Origin of the sequence: Desulfosarcina variabilis str. Montpellier, assembly GCF_048565275.1 — a bacterium.
In the GTDB taxonomy this organism is placed as follows: domain Bacteria; phylum Desulfobacterota; class Desulfobacteria; order Desulfobacterales; family Desulfosarcinaceae; genus Desulfosarcina; species Desulfosarcina variabilis.
On sequence record NZ_CP159846.1, the window covers coordinates 5883918 to 5904870 of the forward strand.

The window sequence follows — 20953 nt, forward strand, 5'->3', positions numbered from 1 at the left end:
CTTAGTTTTGTCAGCTATAACCATTATTTATTATATCATCTTTTAAAGGAAGAGAGTTGGGAATAACGGATTCGCTTGGTGTAGGGTTTGTTTCCTTCGGTGAGACGGTTCAGGTAGGTTAGAATTTGTTCCGGGGTGACTTGCTCGACGGGGCCATCACCGAATTCCTGGATAAACCGTTCGATAATGGCCCTGTAGGATCGCACCGTATTTTTTTTTCGAATGGGTCTTGTGGTAATCGATCCAGATTTTGGCTGCTTTTGAAAGTTTCATGGCCTTCCTCCTTGGGTTAAAGGGTTTATGATTTGAGCAGCTCCCAAGGTAAGCGTATGATATCCAGTTGCTAAATGCAAATTCTGCGTGATCCTTGATACTTAAATTCGATGGCAAATCCAAATTTCGGTGGGATGTGTTTTTGTGGAATAGCCAGAACATAACTTCCTGGCTATATTATTTCCAGATCGATGCCCCTATACAACCTATCCTAAAAAAATGGAAACAATATCAGCTTTTCATTCGCATGTTGAAGCCAATGCTCTGGCTAACGGATCCCGGATTAGCAGGGCGTTCATGGTGTGCAAATTATAGCCACTGAGAAAAAGATCGTAACTGCGCCGTTGGGTCAGATCATAGGTTTGATCGTCATATCATATCGGACCATAAAATGCGTCTCAGCGCGAAAATCGCATTTGCGGACAAAGCTAAAACTGGTCATCATAGTTAAGGCTGTGAAGGCTGTGACTATCCGGGTGACTCGAATCGTGCGCATAAGTATCTCTTGTCGATGCAATACCGCTCTTAGACGCTCCATGCACCCGGGCGAAAGGCGAATTATGGGGTGTAGTTGGTCATACCCGGTCCGGTTTTGTCGTACACATTGAAGTGCTCATCCGGCATGATCGTGGCGACGCCGTTTTCCGGTCTCTCGATCAAATCCTTCTCCAGCGTTTTTACTCGAACCTTCCAGCCTGGAGGTAGTTTCTTGAACATGCTCGCCCCTCCAGAAATAAACTCGTTGTATGTATGCTGTGGTTTAAGGCCCAGCTGAAAGCCTTTCATGATCCATGTGTTGCCATCGGCGTCGTCAAGTAGCAGTACTGTAGTTCCTTTGTTCCAGCCTATTCCGCTTTTCCGTGCGATCGTTACCGCCTGGTAGGGCGTGCTTTCTGATACGCCTGAGGCGCCATCGCCGCCCATGTTGAGTTGGGCCACCCACGTTGCAGGGATACCATTGAAGCTTCTTTCTGCTCCAGCCTCAAACTCGCTCCAATCTGGCGTCCAGAGCTTCGGGCCATTCAGCGACGCACCGAGAACGCTGTACTTATTTTTCAACTTGTCGAAATCAAGCCCTTCAACCAACACCTGCGGAGCAGTATCTCTTGAGGCAGGAATCCCCTTTGACGTAAACATGGAGTTGTAACAAGCAGCAACGACGCTGCCGGTGTCCGGAGAACGGGCTGCGAGGAACATCTCGATATAGCGGGTCAAATGCAGACCATCGACACGCTTGTGACTCGCATTAACACCATCGGACAGCACATAGGGAACGCCTGGTGCTGGTGTGGATGCTTCTCGATTGCGGTTGTAGTTATTTTCGAACTCGTCGAGCACGACGGTGTTCGGCGGGTCAGAATCGTAAGTGGCCGATATAACCAGATCCTTCTCCAACGTCCGGGCCCTGTAGGCCCAGCCAGCCGGCAGCTTCTTCAGTCGCTCTCCAAGCGTCGGCAATCTGTCGATCGTGTTGTTGGGATCGACTTTCAGGGAGGAGCTGAACATGGTGAATACGGCACCGTCGGGGGCGACCAACTCGTACACCTGTTCGCCGGCATCGTAGTACCAGGTACTGGTGCGTTTGGAGACGCTCTCGACGTAGGGCAGCTGCTTGCCGGCGATAAACGCGTCAAAATTGGGAACAGAGAAGGTTCCATAAACGTACATGGGGATCTGGCCCATCAAGAACACATTTCCATTATCCATGGCCGCCCCGCTCCACCGGTTCACCACAAGACGTCGCGGGCCATTGAAGCGAACCCCGTCGCCACCGTATTGCTGCTTCAGCTTCTCCGGATCAAGAGCCCGAAAGCGCGCGTCCATCTCCTCGTTGGAAAGGGCAAAGGTCAACCCGATGGAGTTGTAGTAGTTGCCTGCCCCTCCGGGACCCTCGGCGTTACGGTTCATGATCAGGACTTCATAATGGGGCTTCCCGCGCCAGTTTTCACCGTGCACCGCGATGGGATTCTGCAGGCCTCCTGCGGTTGGCTGCTTGGCTCCCCCGGGGGACTTTACCTGGGCGCAAGACACCGTTACCGTTAAAGCCAAAAGGACAATCATAGTCATCCGTGTACCGATACTCATTCTTCTCATTACTCTTCTCCCCGTTGATTTTCGCTTTGCAGCGATTTCACTTTACTCGTTACCAAACTTATCGACGGTGCCCCTCACAGCGCCGGCACTGCGGCTGGGAATTCCCACGATCCATCTATAATTTCCTTTCTCGGCCGGTACATCCGCACGATGTAATTCCAGCCCGGAGTGATCGGGAGGAAGTTCGGCTGAGCGGGGTCTCCCCCGAAATGCACTGTCACTGACCCGTCAGTGTTCCGCTTGGCTGTCACGTTGTTTACCGAATAGGCATTCAGGTCGTTCTTTTCCATAAAGCCTTTGGCATTGTAAACGGTGATCGACGCAAACCCATCTACAGGAATCGCATCCGATACCGTCAGAACATAAGGTGTCTTGCCGTCGTTTCTTTCGGGGACGACATTGACATAGACCGCATCCTTGTCCGGATTCCCACCCCATCCGTAAGCTGTACCCAGCAGATGACTGACCGGATCGACCTCGTTCTGGTTGCCGAACATCCCCTTGGCGCTGGATCTTGTCGCCGCAAGAGTATTGATCGCGTCGCGAACCTTCGCCAGAGAGTCTTTGTCCCAATCCGGAACTTCAAACATCCCCGGAGCTTTCTGCCGAACCTCGATTTTGTCCTGTAACTCGTTAGCGGCTTTTATATCGGCCGGGTCACTCGCATCCACGAAGGTCCGGATGAGAATGCAAACATAACGCGTCCCGACCTTGTCCCTGGTGAAAGTATATTCGCCTTGACCGTAATCGACGGCCAGCGTGTAGTGGTCCTGATTGATGACCTGCATGGACTGAAATCGTCCCTTGCTGTCCGGCTTCACGATGGTTGCCGGTTTGGTAAGATCGAAGACACCGATGGAATAAATCGTGTCACGATTCATGCGGATCACGTTCTGTTTGTCGATCGGCGTGGGCTGTCGAATGTGCAGGAATTTACCGAAAGCCCCCTGCTTGACATAGCGGTTGAGGGTCATGTCGGTTTCAGCACGAACAAAGGTGTCGACGGTAACCACATCGGCTGCGAATGCTGTGGTCGCGGCTGAAAAGATTGCCATTAGGGTTGTGAGCATGCGAATGAAGCGCTTCATTGTTCCTTCCTATCTTACTAAAAATCTGAAAGTTCTCATGCATACCAAGAGACAGCCTCGGTGTTGCATAAAAAAGGGGTTTAGGAAAATGACCAAACCCATGGCCGCAAAGAAGTGGGAACCACGGGTAGACCTATGGCAATAGCTCACTAAAACATGCGAAATATGAAATCCATCCGCCACAGATCGAAGTCAGTGGTTCCAGAGGTCTCCAAGTCGACCCAGCTCTTGTTGTAGCTGCCCTGCATGCTGAAGCTCTTATTAAAATCGTATCGTATCCCTATTCCTGCACCGTAAGTCCAGTCGTCTTGGGTTTTGGTTGGCACATAATCATTGCATACGTATCCCCACCATGGGTCGTACCAACAATAGGTCTCAGCAGGAGCATCCTGTATATTGGTATCTACCCAAGTATAGCCAATCATGCCCGAGACAAAAGGCGTAAAATTCTTGTCTAAAAAGTAATATATTCCATTCAGTGCGATGGTCGACATTTCCATATAATTGCTGTATTTACGTTCTGAACCGTCACTTACGGCCACTGTGGCTTCATACGTACGGGAGTTCCAGTTAAAACCGCCGTTCAATTGGAAGTGGTTGTTGAAGTTATAGCCAAAACCAAAACCAATCCCAAAATCATCATCAATATCCGCACTGGATCCACCCTGACCATCGATTTTGGTATCGTCGGCATAGGTGAGGGGTAGAATAAAATCCCACGATCCTTTCCGATCTGCGCTACGGATTGCACTTCCTTCCGCTCCGACCGCCACGGGCATGCTGAAACATACAGCGGCCATGGCACAGACAATTACCACGATCTTTTTAGCAACGTTCATTGGTTTTCCTCCTTGTTTCTATGATATTGCAGTGTAAGGTTTTATGATTCTGAAGGCGGCGGATATTTTTCCAGGATTTTCTTGACTGCTTCATCAATCAGCTTCTGGCTCTTCTCCGGTGAATCGACATTTTGCACATGCGCCTTGGCTGTCCCTCGCCAAAACAGTTTTTTCGATCCAGCGTCAACGAAATCCAATATGAGTACGCCCTCTTCATAGTGGTAAGTTGAAACGTCATTCGGTCCCCAGAATCCACCTCGATACATCAGGCGCGGCCCGTAGTAGCCATATCCCCAACTATCGACTTCGACTCTGTCCTGCTTCCCCATATGTTCGGCAATCAGAAAGTCCGGATCTTGGGATGTTATTGTCAAGCCCTTGGCGCTCAGTTCGGCATTGACCGCCTTTTTCACCCGAGCAACGACAAGATCATTCAGATTTGCCTTGGTGGGTACCGGCATCCAGTCATATGTCTTGTAGTTGCTGAAATCGGTCTCCTCGTTGTAGTCGTATTTTACCCCGTAGATTGACGAGCAGCCGCCTGTTAAAGCAATGCAAACAAGCAAACAAATAAGTTTCTTGGTTTTCATTTGCCCACCTCCTATATTACCTATAAGCGCATGATTAATTTTGTTTCTAAGAATTTTAGAACTAAGGATTTCCACTTAGCGCTGAACGCAAATTTTCAAATATGGGTCTGATATTCTTTTCCACTTCTCTATGGCCGATGGCCTTGGCGATGGTTTGACCGATTTTCATATTGACCTTTTCAGTAAAGGCCTGATTCAACAATACCACCAACGTGTGGTCGCCATGGGGAAGACATCCGATGACGATTTGGAGGCTGCTTAGAGAGTGGTTGAGGTAAAACCGACGTTCGGTGATCAATGCATAATCGGACTGAATGTCCAAAATCCAATGTTTCAGGACAAACAGTGGACGATCTGATTCCCTCTGTTTGACCCAGAAATATCGATGCACCAATCGTGGCAGGTTCTTTACAGGATAGTAGCGGAGACAGGCATGGTAATCCGGGAACCGCTCCTTGACCAGGTGAAGGTCCTCGGTGGCCGTGATCAACTCTGCAGCGGGGTCGACCTGTTTCGTCGAACTGAACTGATAGGGTGCCAAACCGGCCATTCCCTCTTTTTGATAGGCCAAATACCGGGCTCTTAGCACGTCGCGCATCACTTTGGACATCGCCTGCAGGGCAGCAGGGCCATCCTTCTCAGCATCGGATAGGTTTTCCGCCCTTTCTCTGATCATTTTTATTTCATCACGGCTGAAGTTGAAGGTGTCACCGGCATCGATCGTCAGCAATTTTTCAACTTCCGGCATCTCATCGTCGGCAAACATCACCGGGCTAAGGATCTGTTCAAGTGCATCCGGCGTCGATGCCTTAAATTCGCCATTTGCCAATGTTCCGGGTGAATCAGCCCCAGTTGCCTGTCCCTGCAAAGTTTTGACTGTTTTTTCCATTTGTGCCGGAACCATGACCAGCATCAACACATCGAGCTGGCTGGCACTCTCCCGCTCAGGCTGGTTTAGCAGGACGATTTCACCGCCGTATAATTCCTGAACATGATCCTTTAGCGATGGATGTGCGATCAACTCCTTTGCGGTCAGTGCCGGCGGTTGTGAAAAAGAGATCACAGGACAACAGAGATAGAGCAAGACAAACATCGATAAACGCCAGATTGTGTTTCGAAAGTTCATGGGTGTCCTCCATGTTCAGAGATGGTTTTCATCTTATTCAATTTCATTGTCAGCAAACCCGAATGGCTTGGCAAAAACTTTGGGAAGCAATGGTTGGTTGGCGCCTCTAATTTAAAAGAAGTATTTCAAATAAAGTTGCAATCCCACATATTTGAAATCGACCTGGCCGCTAAAATCCACCCCCGGCCAATCCTCGTCCTCGGCTTCAACTGTGACATTCAGGGTGTCGACTCCCATCCCGATTCCTACATGATTCCAAGGCGTGTACTCCACTGCGGCATTTACCTCGATAACCGATCCGGTAAAATTTTCGTATTCCACATAAAAGAGCTGGGCTCCGGAGCGGAAAAACCAGCGGGGTGCCAGCAACACATCCATACGCAGCCCAAGGACCGGCAGAGGGGCAGTAAAATTGGCGTCTCCCCGCTCATCGACCACACCACTGACCGTCAATCCCACATTGATGGGCATGATGTAAAACCCCAGCGAACCAGCCAGATCGACCCGATCGTCCTGAAGGAAGGAATAGCTGTACGTCAGTTGGTAGATATCCAGATCGAAAAAAGCACTGACTTCGGATCCGGCGTCAATGGTAACCTGTTCACCGTTTTCGTTCTCGAAAGTAATGTCCTGGTCAATCGTTCGGTTGCCGTCCCGGTTAAGGGAAAACCATGAAAAATCAATGCGGTGACGCCGGTTGTCGGTGAACCGCCATAGCGTTCCGATGCGAAAAACGGAATTCGTTGAATCCAATCCCAGCAAATCTTCGACATCGATATCGATACCAATCCCGGTGCCCAAGCGGACGCCGCTATCCACGGCAGCCAGAAAATAGCCTGCCTGTATGCTAAATTTCTCCCAAGGCTGCTCATCCGAAGGCTCTGCGGCCCAAATGCTCGTAGGCAGCAATAGGAGAGCAACCCAGCATGTTGCCAGCAACCCAATTTTGCGTGTCAAGGGTTTCATATTAGGCCTCCTTTAGGAATAGCTGCCAAATTAGAATGGTTCTTAAGCACTTAAGGTCACCTGCGGTACAAAACACATTTATTGGCAGCGTTGGATCATCGGCGCTATTCGCTCACGGTTTGCCCTGTGGCGGCGCCAACCATTAATCCTGCTGGATTGAAATGCAGTTCCAACTGGGGATGCGCGAACCGGATTCCCTCCTGATCGAACCGTATTTTGGCCTTCTCCAGCAGGTCACAGCGAGTCACCCAGTAATCCGCGTTGTTTACCCAGCACCGGCCGCCCAGTTCAACGTTGCTGATTGCCAATTCAAGGACGTATACGACTGGTGCTGGCTTATTTTTCACCCGGGCATCCTCGATCATTACCGCCTCAAGGACCCGCTTCGCCTTGAGAAGATCCTGGCTGTAGTGAATGTTTAAACTAATCTTTATGCGACGGGTTTGGGTAAAGTGATAGTTGATGACGACATCGTCCAGGATCTTGCGATTGGGTACAAAGAATGTCTTACCGTCGAAGGTCCGCAACCGCGTATTCAGGAAGGTTATCGCTTCCACTTTGCCCATCAGGTCGGCTGCCTTGACGGTGTTGCCGACCTTGAAGGGCATGGATGGGAGAAACGGCCGTAAAAAAATCATCAGACCGATGGCCGCCAAACTGATGATGCTTAACAATCTGAACACGTTAACCGGCTTGGCGCCGAACTCCACAGCAGAGGCGGAGACCACGATCATTACTAACACAATATAGACAATGTTGCAGAGAATGCTGAAGACAGGGGTGTTCGGCGTGATTCGGCGCAGTCCTTTGTCGATCCAGCGAATAATCAGCAGACCGGCAATCAACACGCACAATGCCAAAGCCATATGGGTGCCATACTGGGTCATGACGTTGCCGAGATTCTGCAGTCGATTAACTATACCGAACATTGTTGGATACTCCCGTTTAAGCCCCCATCGAAGTCTGACGGATCAACGCACCTCTATGGAAACCTTCGCAATACTTCCCGTAAAACGTGACTTTGCCTCCGCTCCGATCTCTTCGACGACAGGGGTAGCGAGATCGATGCCTACATCGGCGGTTTCATCGGCCGAGAAAATCCTCGGCTGCGTTCGTTCAATGCGGCCATGACCGACCTTACGGTCGTTGATATAAAGGGTTCCCATGCCACCCTTTCCCTGCCCGCCACCGTCATAGGCGAAGTCGAATCGAATCGTCGATTTGCCGGGCTTAAGCGATTCATCGGCAGAAACCGTGAACCGTTGCATTCCCAAAAAATTGTAGTCATAGGCGGGTTTGCCATCCTTGACATAAAGCGCCCACCCACCGAAGCGGCCACCCTGGGCGATAACGATCCCATTTGCCGTGGTACCTGTCGGAATTTCTACTTCGGCAGTAACCACTTTGGAGCGATTTTTAATATTGAGGAACACGTTCTCGGTCATACCGGTCATGCCATCCGCCAGGGTCAATGTGGTGCGACCTGCCATCAGATCCGGGCGACCGACCTGCTCCGCGAGAATTCGTTCAAACACGCGATCGTCGATGGGCAGGACATGGTTTTTCTGGGCCTCGTACATAAACAGCGCCTGCAGTCCGGCCAGTTTATAGGGGAATTGCCCGGATAGGTCATTTGCCAGGCTGAAGTCGGTGCGTGTATCGTACAGTTCCCAGATGTCCTCAGCCAGCGGCCGGCGCGGTTTGGGTTCCCAAGGGGCCCTGTGGATGGTTCTCGCCAACCAGCCGTCGTGGTAAATGGCACGATTTCCAAACATCTCAAAGTACTGGGTAATATGACGACCCGTTGCATTGGCATCATCGAATGAGTAAAGCATGCTGATGCCATCCATCGGGCGTTGCGGCACCCCATTGACCACTCGCGGCTCGGGCAAGTTGGCGGCTTCTAGAATCGTCGGGGCGACATCGATCACATGGCAAAAGTGTTTGCGCAACTCGCCTTTGGCGTTGATGCCATTCGGCCAATGGACCGCCATGCCGACCTTTGTGCCGCCATAGTCCGACCCCACCTGCTTTGTCCACCGATACGGCGTATCAAAAGCGACCGCCCAGCCTGCAGCCATGTGAGGGTAGGTCTCGGGCCCTCCCCATTTATCCAGCTTGGTCAGCATGTCGGCGACGTTTTCCTGCACGCCGTTAAAGTAGGTCATTTCACTGAACATGCCGTTACGCCCGCCTTCGGCGCTGGTCCCGTTGTCGCCGTAGATTAGAAAAACCAAGGTATTGTCGAGTTGCCCGATATCCTCGATGGCCTTGACGACCCGGCCGATTTCATGATCGGTCATTTCGACGTAAGCGGCGAACACCTCAGCCTGATGTGTAAAAAGTCGTTTTTCATCCGCCGAGAGCGAGTCCCAATCCGGAATGGCCGCCGGCTTGGGGGTAAGCTTGGTTCCCTCGGGTACGACACCGCTCTTGATCTGGCGTGCCAGGATCTGCTCTCGCAGCGTGTCCCAGCCCTCATCGAACTTACCCTTCCAGCGGTCGATCCACGCTTTGGGTACATGGTGCGGTGCGTGCGTGGCTCCCGGCGCATAGTAAACGAAAAATGGCTTTTCCGGTGTCAAGGCCTTCTGGAGCTTTATCCAGGCGACCGTCTGATCGGTCATGTCGGTTAAAAAATGGTAGTTCGGATCCTCGGGCAGTTCTACCGGATGCACACCGTCATAGATGAACGGCGCCCATTGGTTGGTCTCTCCACCAAGAAAGCCGTAAAATTTGTCGAAACCCTGACGTATCGGCCAACGATCCAGCGGACCGGAGACACTCGCCTCCCAGGCGGCAAGCTCGTGCCATTTACCAAACGCCCCGGTACTGTAACCGTTGAGGCGCAGCATCTCGGCAAGGGGAGCGACATCCGGGGGAATCTGACCGGTGTTCCCTGGAAAAGCCGTGCCGGTTTCAATGATCGACCCCATATTGTTGACGTGATGGTTGCGACCACTCTTGAGCGCTGCACGGGTCGGTGAACAGACGGCCGTGGTGTGGAAATTGTTATAGTAAAGTCCTTCACCAGCCAGCTGATCGAATGTGGGGGTGGTGAAAGGCCCGCCGAAGGTGTGGGTGCCGGCAAAGCCCAAATCGTCAACCAGGACGAGGAGTACATTCGGCGCATCGGCCGGCGCGTTGACCTCGAAATGCTTTGGCGGTGTTGCATCCCGCACATCGAGCTCAGTGTAGGTCTGGCGTTTTGGCTCAGGTATCGGAAGTACGGTACGATTAACGGATTCCTGTGCAAACACCGTGACGAATAGACCGGTCAGCAGCAAGAAAACCAGACTGCTTATGATAGCGATTGAACGTCTCATCTTGAGTTCCTCCATATTCATTTATACGTATTTCTCAACACCCATCAAAAGTTGAACCGAGCGCCTATGATGGGTCCGCTTAATATCAATCCCTGGATAAATTCCTCGTCATCGTTATCCCATGCCATGTGGCGGTAGCCGATCATCGCATCGAACCACTGCTTGAACGAATAACCGATGCCGGTATACGCCGACCAGGTGAGCTCCGACTCCCCGGCACCGATATCCCCGTAGAAGGGAATGAACCAGTTGCCGCTGCCCAACAGGATCTGCCCCCGGATACCGCCGATGCCGTTCCAGGCATCGCCGTCTTGAGTAATGTTGCCGGATCGGGCAAAGGTTTGTCCGGATGCTGGCCCGATGATATCGCCTGAAAGATTCCAGTCCACGTCGGACTCCAGCCACAGGTAGCGCAATCCTGCCACCAGATCCATTTTCAACCAGGTGTTGTCGATAACCTGGTAGCCTACACCGACGGTGGTGATGAAACTCGTCGTATCCACATCGGTACCAATTTCCAGAGAAGTGCTGACGATGTCTCCACCGCCGAAGTCAATCGCTCTCACGCGATTGTCCGAAGAGGAGACCTCCATGTAGACGAAATCCGCTGTAAACGACCATTTTCCCTTTCGAGCCATAGCCGTCACGATGAGGGCGATATCGATATTCTCAAAGTAGTCGTCGGGGTCGATTTCAATTACAGGCTCCCCGGTGGAACCGTCTGGGGCCGAGAACTTAAGATCCGCCTCTATCGTCGGCGCCCACAGATATGGCTGCATGGTGAAGTGCCATTTCCCTGTGTCAGCGGCTGCCACGCTACCGTGAAGCATTACCCCCACCACTCCGAATAATAAAACGATCAGCGTCACGATGTTCATTGTCCGATTAGTAGATGCCGTCATGTCTGTTATCCTCCGCTTTCACCTTTTTCCATCAAGAACACTTTCAGATTTCTCTTCGCGCTTTCTCTATCATTTCAACTCCACTCGAGTGTTCGATTTTGTCGAATCTGATCTTCGGGGGTTCCTCGGCCATCTCAACCACCATAAGAATCCGGCGGTAGGCATCTGACTGAAGGTGTTGAAGAATATGCTCGTTGCTTGTCCATCGCTCCTCGACCATGATGGCACGCACATCATCCACGCCGCGGTAGAGATGGGCGCTGATGCAGTCGGGCTCACATTGGGTCTGCGCACATATGGATCCGAGAATGTCGATCGCTTCACTCTGTTTTCCCAACGGGATCAGCATCCTGATGGTGGAATGGATCACACTTTTTTCCCGGTGGTCCTTTTGTCGTTGAGACATACACCAGCCTCCATGTTCATGATCACCTTCGGTACGTCACAATCGAGAATACGTTGAATTTTCTAAACGGCGATCTTGCCGATATATTGGCACTGCTTTGATGACGGGTCCGGCTTGCGAATTTGGGTCTGCAACGGAGATGGAACTCAATCATCCACCCCATCACTTGACAGAGCGAACTGACTTGAGCCTATTCGGTTTCGGTTTTTTCTAACGGCCTTGAAAAATAGATCTTTATCAGCGCGCCTTGGCCAAGCTGATGCTGGATAACGGTCAGCATATTGTAACCCAATAACGCGCCCGACAGGCAAAGCACATTGGCCCACACGTGATGAACATCTGTCTGCCCGAACAGGTGTCGGACTGCCGGACCAAAACCGCCAAACTCATGGCGCGCCTCGAATCCTTTTTCAAGGACCAGTACTACAGCGACACCCAGTGTATACATCAAGGTGCGAAGGATCACATCCACCCACGCAGGTTGGGACCGCACCCATGCACCCAGGGAAACGTGCTCGAGCACCAAAACCACTTTGGAGAGAATCAGCGCCCCTACCACCATCATGGACCACCCGGTAAAAGCGATGCGGTACTCGGCGAGGATCAGGGATTTGAGCAGCAACAGCGCACCGATCCAAGAGCCGAAATAAATCGCGGCGATCGTCATGGCCTTTATTTCATGCTTCAATCGTTCTTGAATTGGCATTGTCATGGATTCCCGGTGTTGGTCGTTGCCGCAGGCCGGCAAACATGGGTCACGGTTTATCCACCGAGAGGGCAATCATCTCGGTAACCCGGAACACCACTTTTTCACCCACCTTGCGATGGCTCAGATCGATGTCATCACGCACATGAAAGGTCTTTGAACGGCCGCCTGCAAACGCCAGGGTTGCCGTACGGTTTGCCAGGTCGATCTCGGTTACGGTGGCAGTGACCTGGGTGGTTTCTGCCATCAGGCCGCCCGGTTGGGCGCCCTTGGGTGCGAGCGCGACCATTGCCGCGGATCCATCAGTCGCGGAAGCCCCTTCCTCGTCCAGGTAAACGACCAACTCCTCGGTCACGGTGGCATTGACCAGGTCACCCACCCGAATCTGGTCGAAGTTGACCGCTTCGGGGCCTGCTTTGACCGTGAACTTCTCGCCATCCGGACCCAGAAGCGTCACCTTGCGGTTGGCCGAATCGATGGCGGTGATCCTTGCACTGATGTCCACAGTATTCACCATCACCCCGCCTGGAACGCCTTCCACATATGCCATGGATCCGGTCTGCTCAGCAGGTGGTGGTGGAGATGCTGTGGTACAGGATAAAAGAGCAAAAAGAGTGGCGGTGAGCAGCAGCATCGTGCTGCCAAAGATCGCATTACGTGACAAATTTCGCATGGGGCCTCCTTTTAACGGTTGCTGTCGTGTCGAGATGTTCTTTTCAAGACAACTGATGTTTGGATGATCTTCTTTAAATTTGAGTGATGTCTGGTTGCGGTAATCCGAACAGCCTTTTACAGACCAGGATTGGAACAACGATACTCCCTGAGTCAGCGAAAGGCATGCCAGTTCGCAGATTGCAGCGCACTTTGCTATAACCAACTGAATAAAATATAATTTTTGTGTTCAGTAGTGTTTGATGGGGGCAAAGAAAGGTGGAGTAAATGCCATTATATGGGCACTCAAGACATTATATGGGCACTAACTGGACGGGCGTTGAATCCCCAGTTTCTTCATTTTTGCTTGCAGCGTCGTACGCTTTAGTCCAAGCTTTTCAGCGGCTCCGCTGCGGCCTGAAATGCGCCATCCAGACTGCTGCAACACCCCCAGAATAAGCCTGCGTTCGCTTTCCTTCAGCGTGAGCGGCTCCGAATGCTGATCGACAGCCTCCAGGGGCGGGCGCACGTCAAGTATCCGGCCATTGGAGGAGATCATGGCGCGCTCGACCAAATTCCTCAGTTCACGGATGTTGCCTGGCCATCCATAGTGTTGCAGATCGGCCATGCTTCTTTGTGTAATCTTGTCTATACGTCTGCCCATTTTTTCTTCGTATTGCCTGACAAAATGCCAGACAAGAGGGGGGATGTCTTCGGGACGCTCCCGCAAGGGAGGCAGATGGATGGGAAATACATTCAGCCTATAAAACAGATCTTTTCTGAATTTGCCGATTGCGACCTGATTGGCGAGATTGTGGTTGGTGGCGGCAATAATGCGCACATCTACATTAATTACCTGCGTGGATCCGAGTCGTTCGAAACAGCCCTGTTCGAGAACGCGCAACAGTTTGGCCTGAACCTCTATGGGGAGTTCGCCGGTCTCGTCCAGGAAGAGGGTTGCCCCATGAGCGGCTTCGAAACGGCCGGTCATGCGGGTCAACGCACCGGTGTAAGCGCCCTTTTCGCGACCGAACAATTCACTTTCCATCAGTGTCGGCGGCAGGGCCGCACAGTTCACCGTTATCAGGGGGCGTCGTTGGCGGTCGCTCAGTCGATGGATAGCCCTGGCAAGCAGTTCCTTGCCAGTGCCGGTCTCCCCCTCGATCAGCACCGTGGCCTCCGTCCGGGCCACTTGCTCGACCTGGGCAAGAATTTTTTTCATGGCTGCGCTTCGACAGATAATCTCCCCGTGTACCTGCTGTGACTCAACTTCCTTGCGCAGGTAAATGTTTTCGTTTTCTAGCCGTTGTCTGAGGGCTTCGATTTTCTTCAACTGCTCGCGCAGTCTCAGGTCCGAACGCTTCCGAGCGAGCGCGTTGGCGAATATCTGGGCAACCATATTCAGTCGATTCAGAATTGCCTCAGGCCATGAACGTTCCACGCGCAGGTCCTCGAAGCTCAGCACACCGATCAGTGGCCCTCCGCCTGTCATAAGCGGTATTCCTGCGGACGATCTGATTCCGAATGCGCGACTGGACTCGATGTCGCGTTTGGCTTCGGAGGGGAGGTCTTTGGTTGTAATCGCCACCACGTCGCCTTTCATGAGTTGTTCGAGCTTCCACGGGAATGATTCTTTCGCATCTAAATGCGCCGGTCGTTCCGGGCCGTAGGAGGGACTATGAAGATGGGTTAAAACAAGGGAATGCGGTGCTTTTTCGGACCACTGCCAAAGAGAGGACAGATTCACCCCTATACACTCGCAGATTCGCCGTTGGGCATCTTCGATCTCGGCGTCGATGAGGTCGGCCGGCAGATTGACAAATTGGGTGGAAATGTCGGTCACCAACGCTTCGAACCGTCTGAGCGAAGCCAGATGGTTTTCAGCATGCTTGCGTGCCAGCGCATTCGCAAATAGCTGGCCAATTAATTCGAACTGCCCTATGATCGGTTCCGTCCAGATTCGCTTCTTCTGTAGGCTGTCGAAAGACAACACACCGACGATCGGACCACCACCTGTTGATAGCGGTATAATGACCGACGTTGTCACGCCGAAATCACGGCGTGTCTCCCGATCACGTGCTGCCTCAGATGGCAGATCCTCCGTTGATAAAACCAATATATCACCACACTGCGTCATTTCGAACAACCAAGGGAGCGCCTCTTGAGCATCGATACCCCTTGAAAACGCAGGCCCATCCGGTGGGCTGTGTAAATGAGTGATGGTAAATATCGGTGGGTCGTCATTCGACCACTGCCAAAGTGAAGACACCTCCACATCCAGACATTCACAGATGCGTTGTTGGGCGTCTTCGATCTCGGCGTCGATGCTGTCGACCGGCAAATGGACAAATTGGGCGGAAATATCGGCCACAAGGTTTTCAAACCGCCTGAGAGATGCCAGACTCTTTTCAGCTTTTTTGCGTGACAGCGCATTGGCAAAGATCTGGGCGATTAGTTGCAGTCGCTGCTTAACACTTTTGGACCAAATGGTTTCCTGACTCAATTTACCGAACGACAGTGCACCGACAACCTTCTCTTCGGCTGCAAGGGGCATTATAAATGAGGATTTAACGCCCCATTGACTGAGTGATTGACGATCCTGGTGAGCCTCAGAAGGCAAGTCTTCGACTCGCTCAATAGTGACGTCATTACCCAGCAGAATTTGTTCCAAAATCCAGGGAAACGTTTTGCCCGCATCAAAAGGGGTCGCAGGAAGATAACTATCGGAAACCTCGTGAACATGGGACAACCACATTTCCCCAGAAGCATCTTCGATAAGTTGCCAGAGCACTGATCGGTCGAGACTGAGGTGGTTGCAGATGCGTTCCTGAGCCTTGATGATGGCCGCATCAATATGCTCCGAAGGAAGATTGACAAAGTCAGAGGCAATTTCTGTCAAAAGAATTTCAAAACTTAGACGTTCCTCAATTTCAACTGGTATGAAGTCTTTTAACTTGGCCATTTGTCATTCATTCCAGACTTGCAATTTGCAACATCGATCGCGTTCAATTAACATTTCAAACCCCATGCTAAAGCTCTGTAAAGGTAGCTGCTATGTAGGAAATAAAAATAAATTATAAAATGATAGGCCACTTCATACAAGATCTTATGGTCTGCTTTTCCCGAAAAAATTAACGATTAGTTCTGCGTATCTTTACTGGCAAGTCTGAATGGGGTGAAACCGGAAACCGGCATCACCCCTTTTTACATCAGCCATATATATTCTCAATCCATCGGATCGCTTCCACATCGCTGATCGTTCCCAGATACCCTTGTTATCGAAAGATTCGTGTGCCGGAGGATGACTTTTGAAATAATTTCAATAGGTAATCCAGATCGAGATGCAAAAGTTGCCGTATGCCGACGTAGATCATGCGGTCTGAGTTTGACACCGACCAGCTTGCCGGATTTGATAACCATCATTCTGGCAGCCTCATAGGTAATCGGGAATATCCGATCGCTGGGTTCATTGCACACCTGTAGCGCGTATTCACGTATTCGATCCGCCACTTTCTGTGGGATGAACACAACACTCATATTCCTTTCCGCTTTTCGGTTCACGCAGGACCAGCTTACGGTCCTGCAGATCACCCAATTGCAGTTTCAGCACTTCACCGATGCGCATACCACCACGAGCCATCAATTCGAGGATCAATCGATTGCGAACTTTTGTCGTTCGGAAAATTATCTCGTCAACGGTTTCCTTTTCGATGATCTTCCATCTTAAAGGCACCCTCTCCCGGTAAAGCTTGCGGATCATGGGGCTGTCGCACGGATTCCTGAGTTCGGGGTCGATATTGTTGCGGACGAAATTGAAAAAGGAAGAGAGTTGGGAATAACGGATTTGCTTGGTGTAGGGTTTGTTTCCTTCGGTGAGACGGTTCAGGTAGGTTAGAATTTGTTCCGGGGTGACTTGCTCGACGGGGCCATCACCGAATTCCTGGATAAACCGTTCGATAATGGCCCTGTAGGATCGCACCGTATTTTTTTTTCGAATGGGTCTTGTGGTAATCGATCCAGATTTTGGCTGCTTTTGAAAGTTTCATGGCCTTCCTCCTTGGGTTAAAGGGTTCACGATACGGGTGGTACCCAAGGTAAGCGTATGATATCCAGTTGCTAAATGCAAATTCGATGTCTTCCTTGATACTTATGATGGCTGGCAAGGTACATGTAATTTTGGACATGCTGTTTTTTGTGGGATTGCCAAAACATAATTGCGCAGCCATGAAAAATCTTGCCGCTTATCCGAGGGGCATCTATCCCAACATTTGACAGGGATGCGATCCGGCAGCTACTCTCAATGTAACACAGATAAATCAGCCAGATCGCCCACAGCAACATCATAAATTTTCGATACAATCTTATTTTTTATGCTAAATCTGAAAATAGACCCTGCAACGGTTCATGCTATCCTCTGTCATGACTTTTCCCCCGCAGAATCCCAAGCTTGACCACTGCCACAATGTGATATAATCATAAAAAGATGAAACACAAAACCAATAATCGAAACAAGAAGGGCGATGGCTCCAGGGCCTTAGCCCTTGCTGAAATGATAATACAGAATAGTCCTTCCATACTATTCCGACGATTAGCTGCAGACGATCCAAAGCATCGAAAGATGGTGTATGTTTCTCCCAATATATCCCGTTTCGGGTACAATGCTGAAGATTTGCTCAGTGATACAATCATGTTTCGCGATATTGTATATCAAGGAGATTCTGACAGAACATTAAAGGAAATTAAGGAATTTGTAGAGAAAGAGAATGAAAACTATTCGCAGGTTTACCGCATCATTACCAAATCCGGGGAAGTCCGATGGGTAGAAGACCAAACATCCATTTATGTGGACCCTGAATCCGGCATCCGATATCACCAGGGAATTGTCACAGATATCCATGAGCGTATGGTTGCTGAAGAAAAATTTCGAAAGGAGCAGGAAAAAGTTCAAAAAGCTTACAGGCTGATTTCCAAATACGTGCCTCCGCAAATAGCGGAAACCATATCCCACGGACAAATTGAACTGTTCCGGTTATGAAATTGGGTTAATCCGCAAATCGGATCCACCCTTTCTCGATTCTTATACCTATTGGGAAACGCATTGACGCTATCCAACGGTTGCGCTATGGCTGATTAAAAAATACTTCACCGCATACCAAAGGAGTATAGCAATGGAGAGCCGGAGCATTACTTTATTCGGGTGTTTACTGGCGGCCGTGGTGATTAGTGCTTCCGTTGCAGCATCGACGACACCGCCAACGGAAGGAGGAATCCTTCCGGAAATTATTCTGGAGTCACCGCAAGACGCGGCCCACCGAAGTTATCTCGGGCTGGAAGGAAAGGAAAGTTTCAAGATACCGGAAATCCGTGCCAGTGTCGTGATCATCGAGATTTTCAGTATGTATTGTCCACACTGCCAGAGAGAGGCACCTACGATTAACCAGATTTACCGCAAAATCGAAAAGACGCCGAACCTGAAAAACAAGATTAAAATCATCGGGATTGGTGTCGGAAATTCCGCTTTTGAGGTTCAGCATTTCAAAAAGACTTACGACATCCCATTCCCGCTTTTCCCAGACGGTGATTTCAAAATTCATAAGCAGCTGGGTGAGGTAAGAACGCCTTATTTCATCGGTATTCGAATCAGTGAAGACGGCAGTCACAAAGTCTTCTATTCCAGTCTCGGTGGACCAAAGGATGCTGGTTCCATGCTCGATGACCTTATTCATAAATCGGGTCTTTCCGAATAAAACGGGGGTGATGATTGTGAAAAATTACTGCCAAGCTTTTATCGTAGGCATCGTGCTTTGCCTGGGATTGATCCCCGGCGCATGGGCCCTTTCCGATGTATACAAAAAAAATATATATAATCCCGGAAAGTTGAAGCCCATCGATAGCACTCTCAAAGTCAAAGTGGGGGAACCTGCCCCCGATTTTACCCTGCCTTCGATATCCGGTGAGTCGGTCACCCTCAGCCAGTATCGAGGGAAAAAGAATGTGCTGATTTCTTTCGTACCAGCCGCGTGGACACCGGTTTGCTCGGATCAATGGCCGGGATACAACATCGTAAAGGATCTCTTTGCGGAAAACGAGGCCATTCTGCTCGGGATCACCGTGGACAACATCCCGACACTTTACGCTTGGACCCAACAAATGGGTGATCTCTGGTTTCCGGTGCTGTCGGATTTCTGGCCCCATGGTGCGGTAGCGGATCGTTACGGTGTGCTCAGGTCCGACGGAGTTGCCGAAAGAGCTCTTTTCGTTATCGACAAACAGGGAATCATTACCGCCATTAATGTTTCCGACATCAATGTCCGGCCGGACTTAGAATGGTGTGCCGTAGAATTAGAAAAAATCGACCATTGACATCACGAATTTGGTCCATCCTGTTTGACAAACGCTTCATCTTTCCATTTCGTATCTGTAACATGTTGCCATTGTTCGTATTTTCCTTTTTGGCAAGAAAACTATAACTTACAGCCTTTCAATTTCTTTGTGATACACTTATCTATACTTTACCGGGCGTTATAAGTTTGGCGCCTGTGGTGGGTTCATACCTTCTTGTCCCTTGACGATCGAAACAAATCCATTTTATCTATAAAGAGCTTTCCTTTCAGCGTATTCTCCTCATATCAAAATATCGTTAAGTCAAGTGTCCATTTACCTACAAATTTAGGAGGCCAAGAATGACCCGAAAGAAGATATCTGAAGCCATCTTTCATGGTTCTGACAAAAAAACGGCCTCAAGACTCAATCTTGATCTGAAACCGGTTTACTTCACCGAGCAGAACCACCACCCCACTTGACAAATCATCCGAGCAGACCGATTTTCATATTTAGATTTAACTTATAGATTAAGGGGTCGGTATCATGGGATCAATGCTCATTTTTATCTGCTTGGCGGTACTTTACGGAGGACTAAAGATTGTTCTCGAACGTCGCTTGGCAGCTTTGGATGTCCTCGGCACCGACGGGGACCTGAAGGATTTAGCCTTCGCCAACGGTTGCAGTGTGTATGACCTCTTCGAACGGGCCAACCAAGACTGGCATTTTTCCCAAAACAAAATCGAGAATGATTTCAAAAACTACCTGAACGGGGGCGACATCCCCGGCTATGTTCGCCTGTACATCAAGTCGCAACCCAAGAATACATTTGACCGTACCTACAACAAGCTGATCTTCTCCGGTGGACGGCCACCCTACCTGTAAAAAAAGGATCGAACTCGGTGCCAGATCACGCCTTTTGCATCCTCGTCAAGTTACGTCAATTGACGAAAAGAAATAACGGTGGTTGAGCTCATAGAATCCATGCCACCAGGCTGCCATCATGGCCGTTCCCATGTGGGTAGGGCGGTCCTCGTGGTGCTAAAGTTCATAAAACGGCCATTCAATCTCTTGGTCGAAGATTAAAACTGCTCCATGTCGAACTCCTCGAACCCGAACCAAAATCCGGTTTTGGAAATGTGATCCAGCTCAAACTGGACTACTTCGATGTGGTTATTCTCGATCTCAAGAAACCGCTTAAACATATTCTGTTGATCAGGAGGAACTTGTTCGACCAGCTGTTCGTAAAAGCGGCTGGTGTCGATCTCCATCTCAAGTGCACGTGAGAGCATCTGTTGCTTCAGGCCGCGTGTATCTTCCTTGATTTTGGATTCCAGGCCTGCGGCTGCTTTCCGTATGGAGGCTTTGTCGGGGATGATCGACGTCAGCGTTTCAGTGGAAATTGCACCCGTTTTTTGCCACTCATCCAATCGGCTTTCCAAATAAGCGACATGATTTTGCTCGTCCTCAGCCAAATCCTGAAAAATCTTTTTCCCGGCGGTGTCATCGGTACCAGCGACCGCCTCTATGTAGAGATCCCGTATCCGCTTTTCAAAGACCAATGCCGATTTAAGGGCTGCTTCCAACTCCATGGTGTCCTCCTTGGGTCAATGGTATATGTTGTAGGGTAGTACCCAAGGCAAGCTTATGATATCCAGTTGATAA

20 protein-coding genes are annotated in these 20953 nt (G+C 50.3%); 4 read left to right on the forward strand and 16 right to left on the reverse strand.

The window, feature by feature from the left end; translation table 11 throughout:
- Positions 1–35 precede the first annotated feature (35 nt).
- From Dvar_RS26520 to Dvar_RS26590, 15 genes are all read right to left on the reverse strand, one after another.
- Positions 36–206 carry a hypothetical protein gene (locus tag Dvar_RS26520; protein WP_419656139.1) on the reverse strand — a complete coding sequence of 57 codons (171 nt, stop codon included), beginning with the start codon at positions 204–206 and terminating at the stop codon, positions 36–38.
- Between the two features lie 625 nt (positions 207–831).
- Positions 832–2367 carry a hypothetical protein gene (locus Dvar_RS26525; protein WP_419656140.1) on the reverse strand — a complete coding sequence of 512 codons (1536 nt, stop codon included), beginning with the start codon at positions 2365–2367 and terminating at the stop codon, positions 832–834.
- A 74-nt stretch (positions 2368–2441) separates the two neighbouring features.
- Complete coding sequence (locus Dvar_RS26530) at positions 2442–3455, reverse strand: DUF1214 domain-containing protein (RefSeq protein ID WP_419656141.1); 1014 nt, start codon at positions 3453–3455, stop codon at positions 2442–2444.
- Positions 3456–3604: 149 nt separating this feature from the next.
- Complete coding sequence (locus Dvar_RS26535; protein WP_419656142.1) at positions 3605–4294, reverse strand: outer membrane beta-barrel protein; 690 nt, start codon at positions 4292–4294, stop codon at positions 3605–3607.
- Positions 4295–4335: 41 nt separating this feature from the next.
- Entirely contained in the window at positions 4336–4884 is a 549-nt protein-coding gene (locus Dvar_RS26540; protein WP_419656143.1) for a DUF4136 domain-containing protein, read from the reverse strand.
- A gap of 61 nt (positions 4885–4945) precedes the next feature.
- Positions 4946–6010, reverse strand: a complete 1065-nt coding sequence (locus Dvar_RS26545) for a hypothetical protein (protein ID WP_419656144.1) — start codon at positions 6008–6010, stop codon at positions 4946–4948.
- 111 nt (positions 6011–6121) lie between these two features.
- Positions 6122–6976, reverse strand: coding sequence for a hypothetical protein (locus Dvar_RS26550; protein ID WP_419656145.1), 855 nt, complete (start codon positions 6974–6976; stop codon positions 6122–6124).
- A gap of 104 nt (positions 6977–7080) precedes the next feature.
- Positions 7081–7905 carry a mechanosensitive ion channel family protein gene (locus tag Dvar_RS26555; RefSeq protein WP_419656146.1) on the reverse strand — a complete coding sequence of 275 codons (825 nt, stop codon included), beginning with the start codon at positions 7903–7905 and terminating at the stop codon, positions 7081–7083.
- Positions 7906–7947: 42 nt separating this feature from the next.
- Complete coding sequence (locus Dvar_RS26560; protein WP_419656147.1) at positions 7948–10302, reverse strand: arylsulfatase; 2355 nt, start codon at positions 10300–10302, stop codon at positions 7948–7950.
- A 44-nt stretch (positions 10303–10346) separates the two neighbouring features.
- Positions 10347–11204 (reverse strand): hypothetical protein, encoded by an 858-nt coding sequence (locus Dvar_RS26565; RefSeq protein WP_419656148.1) that lies wholly within the window; start codon positions 11202–11204, stop codon positions 10347–10349.
- Between the two features lie 43 nt (positions 11205–11247).
- Complete coding sequence (locus tag Dvar_RS26570) at positions 11248–11610, reverse strand: putative quinol monooxygenase (protein WP_419656149.1); 363 nt, start codon at positions 11608–11610, stop codon at positions 11248–11250.
- Between the two features lie 190 nt (positions 11611–11800).
- Complete coding sequence (locus Dvar_RS26575) at positions 11801–12316, reverse strand: hypothetical protein (RefSeq protein WP_419656150.1); 516 nt, start codon at positions 12314–12316, stop codon at positions 11801–11803.
- Between the two features lie 49 nt (positions 12317–12365).
- The gene (locus Dvar_RS26580; RefSeq protein ID WP_419656151.1) at positions 12366–12989 is read right to left on the reverse strand and encodes a hypothetical protein; all 624 of its coding nucleotides are present in this window, start codon (positions 12987–12989) and stop codon (positions 12366–12368) included.
- Positions 12990–13292: 303 nt separating this feature from the next.
- On the reverse strand, positions 13293–15929 hold the full coding sequence (locus Dvar_RS26585) for a sigma 54-interacting transcriptional regulator (RefSeq protein ID WP_419656152.1): 2637 nt from the start codon (positions 15927–15929) through the stop codon (positions 13293–13295).
- Positions 15930–16457: 528 nt separating this feature from the next.
- The gene (locus tag Dvar_RS26590) at positions 16458–16946 is read right to left on the reverse strand and encodes a tyrosine-type recombinase/integrase (RefSeq protein ID WP_419656153.1); all 489 of its coding nucleotides are present in this window, start codon (positions 16944–16946) and stop codon (positions 16458–16460) included.
- A 504-nt stretch (positions 16947–17450) separates the two neighbouring features.
- Here Dvar_RS26590 and Dvar_RS26595 point away from each other — a divergent pair.
- From Dvar_RS26595 to Dvar_RS26610, 4 genes are all read left to right on the forward strand, one after another.
- Positions 17451–18002: a PAS domain-containing protein gene (locus Dvar_RS26595; protein WP_419656154.1), complete on the forward strand. Its 552-nt coding sequence runs from the start codon at positions 17451–17453 to the stop codon at positions 18000–18002.
- A gap of 133 nt (positions 18003–18135) precedes the next feature.
- The gene (locus Dvar_RS26600; RefSeq protein WP_419656155.1) at positions 18136–18714 is read left to right on the forward strand and encodes a peroxiredoxin family protein; all 579 of its coding nucleotides are present in this window, start codon (positions 18136–18138) and stop codon (positions 18712–18714) included.
- 16 nt (positions 18715–18730) lie between these two features.
- Positions 18731–19330: a peroxiredoxin gene (locus tag Dvar_RS26605; RefSeq protein ID WP_419656156.1), complete on the forward strand. Its 600-nt coding sequence runs from the start codon at positions 18731–18733 to the stop codon at positions 19328–19330.
- Between the two features lie 504 nt (positions 19331–19834).
- Entirely contained in the window at positions 19835–20173 is a 339-nt protein-coding gene (locus tag Dvar_RS26610) for a hypothetical protein (RefSeq protein ID WP_419656157.1), read from the forward strand.
- Between the two features lie 197 nt (positions 20174–20370).
- On the opposite strand, the gene Dvar_RS26615 is transcribed toward Dvar_RS26610, so the two are convergent.
- Positions 20371–20880, reverse strand: coding sequence for a ferritin family protein (locus Dvar_RS26615; protein ID WP_419656158.1), 510 nt, complete (start codon positions 20878–20880; stop codon positions 20371–20373).
- Positions 20881–20953: the final 73 nt, after the last annotated feature.

Coding starts and splice junctions, on each gene's coding strand:
- Dvar_RS26575 (WP_419656150.1), bottom strand. CDS start 12,316: ATGCCAATTCAAGAACGATTGAAGCATGAAATAAAGGCCATGACGATC.
- Dvar_RS26560 (WP_419656147.1), bottom strand. CDS start 10,302: ATGAGACGTTCAATCGCTATCATAAGCAGTCTGGTTTTCTTGCTGCTG.
- Dvar_RS26540 (WP_419656143.1), bottom strand. CDS start 4,884: ATGAAAACCAAGAAACTTATTTGTTTGCTTGTTTGCATTGCTTTAACA.
- Dvar_RS26615 (WP_419656158.1), bottom strand. CDS start 20,880: ATGGAGTTGGAAGCAGCCCTTAAATCGGCATTGGTCTTTGAAAAGCGG.
- Dvar_RS26580 (WP_419656151.1), bottom strand. CDS start 12,989: ATGCGAAATTTGTCACGTAATGCGATCTTTGGCAGCACGATGCTGCTG.
- Dvar_RS26570 (WP_419656149.1), bottom strand. CDS start 11,610: ATGTCTCAACGACAAAAGGACCACCGGGAAAAAAGTGTGATCCATTCC.
- Dvar_RS26600 (WP_419656155.1), top strand. CDS start 18,136: ATGGAGAGCCGGAGCATTACTTTATTCGGGTGTTTACTGGCGGCCGTG.
- Dvar_RS26595 (WP_419656154.1), top strand. CDS start 17,451: ATGAAACACAAAACCAATAATCGAAACAAGAAGGGCGATGGCTCCAGG.
- Dvar_RS26535 (WP_419656142.1), bottom strand. CDS start 4,294: ATGAACGTTGCTAAAAAGATCGTGGTAATTGTCTGTGCCATGGCCGCT.
- Dvar_RS26530 (WP_419656141.1), bottom strand. CDS start 3,455: ATGAAGCGCTTCATTCGCATGCTCACAACCCTAATGGCAATCTTTTCA.
- Dvar_RS26545 (WP_419656144.1), bottom strand. CDS start 6,010: ATGAACTTTCGAAACACAATCTGGCGTTTATCGATGTTTGTCTTGCTC.
- Dvar_RS26585 (WP_419656152.1), bottom strand. CDS start 15,929: ATGGCCAAGTTAAAAGACTTCATACCAGTTGAAATTGAGGAACGTCTA.
- Dvar_RS26610 (WP_419656157.1), top strand. CDS start 19,835: ATGGGATCAATGCTCATTTTTATCTGCTTGGCGGTACTTTACGGAGGA.
- Dvar_RS26565 (WP_419656148.1), bottom strand. CDS start 11,204: ATGACGGCATCTACTAATCGGACAATGAACATCGTGACGCTGATCGTT.
- Dvar_RS26550 (WP_419656145.1), bottom strand. CDS start 6,976: ATGAAACCCTTGACACGCAAAATTGGGTTGCTGGCAACATGCTGGGTT.
- Dvar_RS26555 (WP_419656146.1), bottom strand. CDS start 7,905: ATGTTCGGTATAGTTAATCGACTGCAGAATCTCGGCAACGTCATGACC.
- Dvar_RS26525 (WP_419656140.1), bottom strand. CDS start 2,367: ATGAGAAGAATGAGTATCGGTACACGGATGACTATGATTGTCCTTTTG.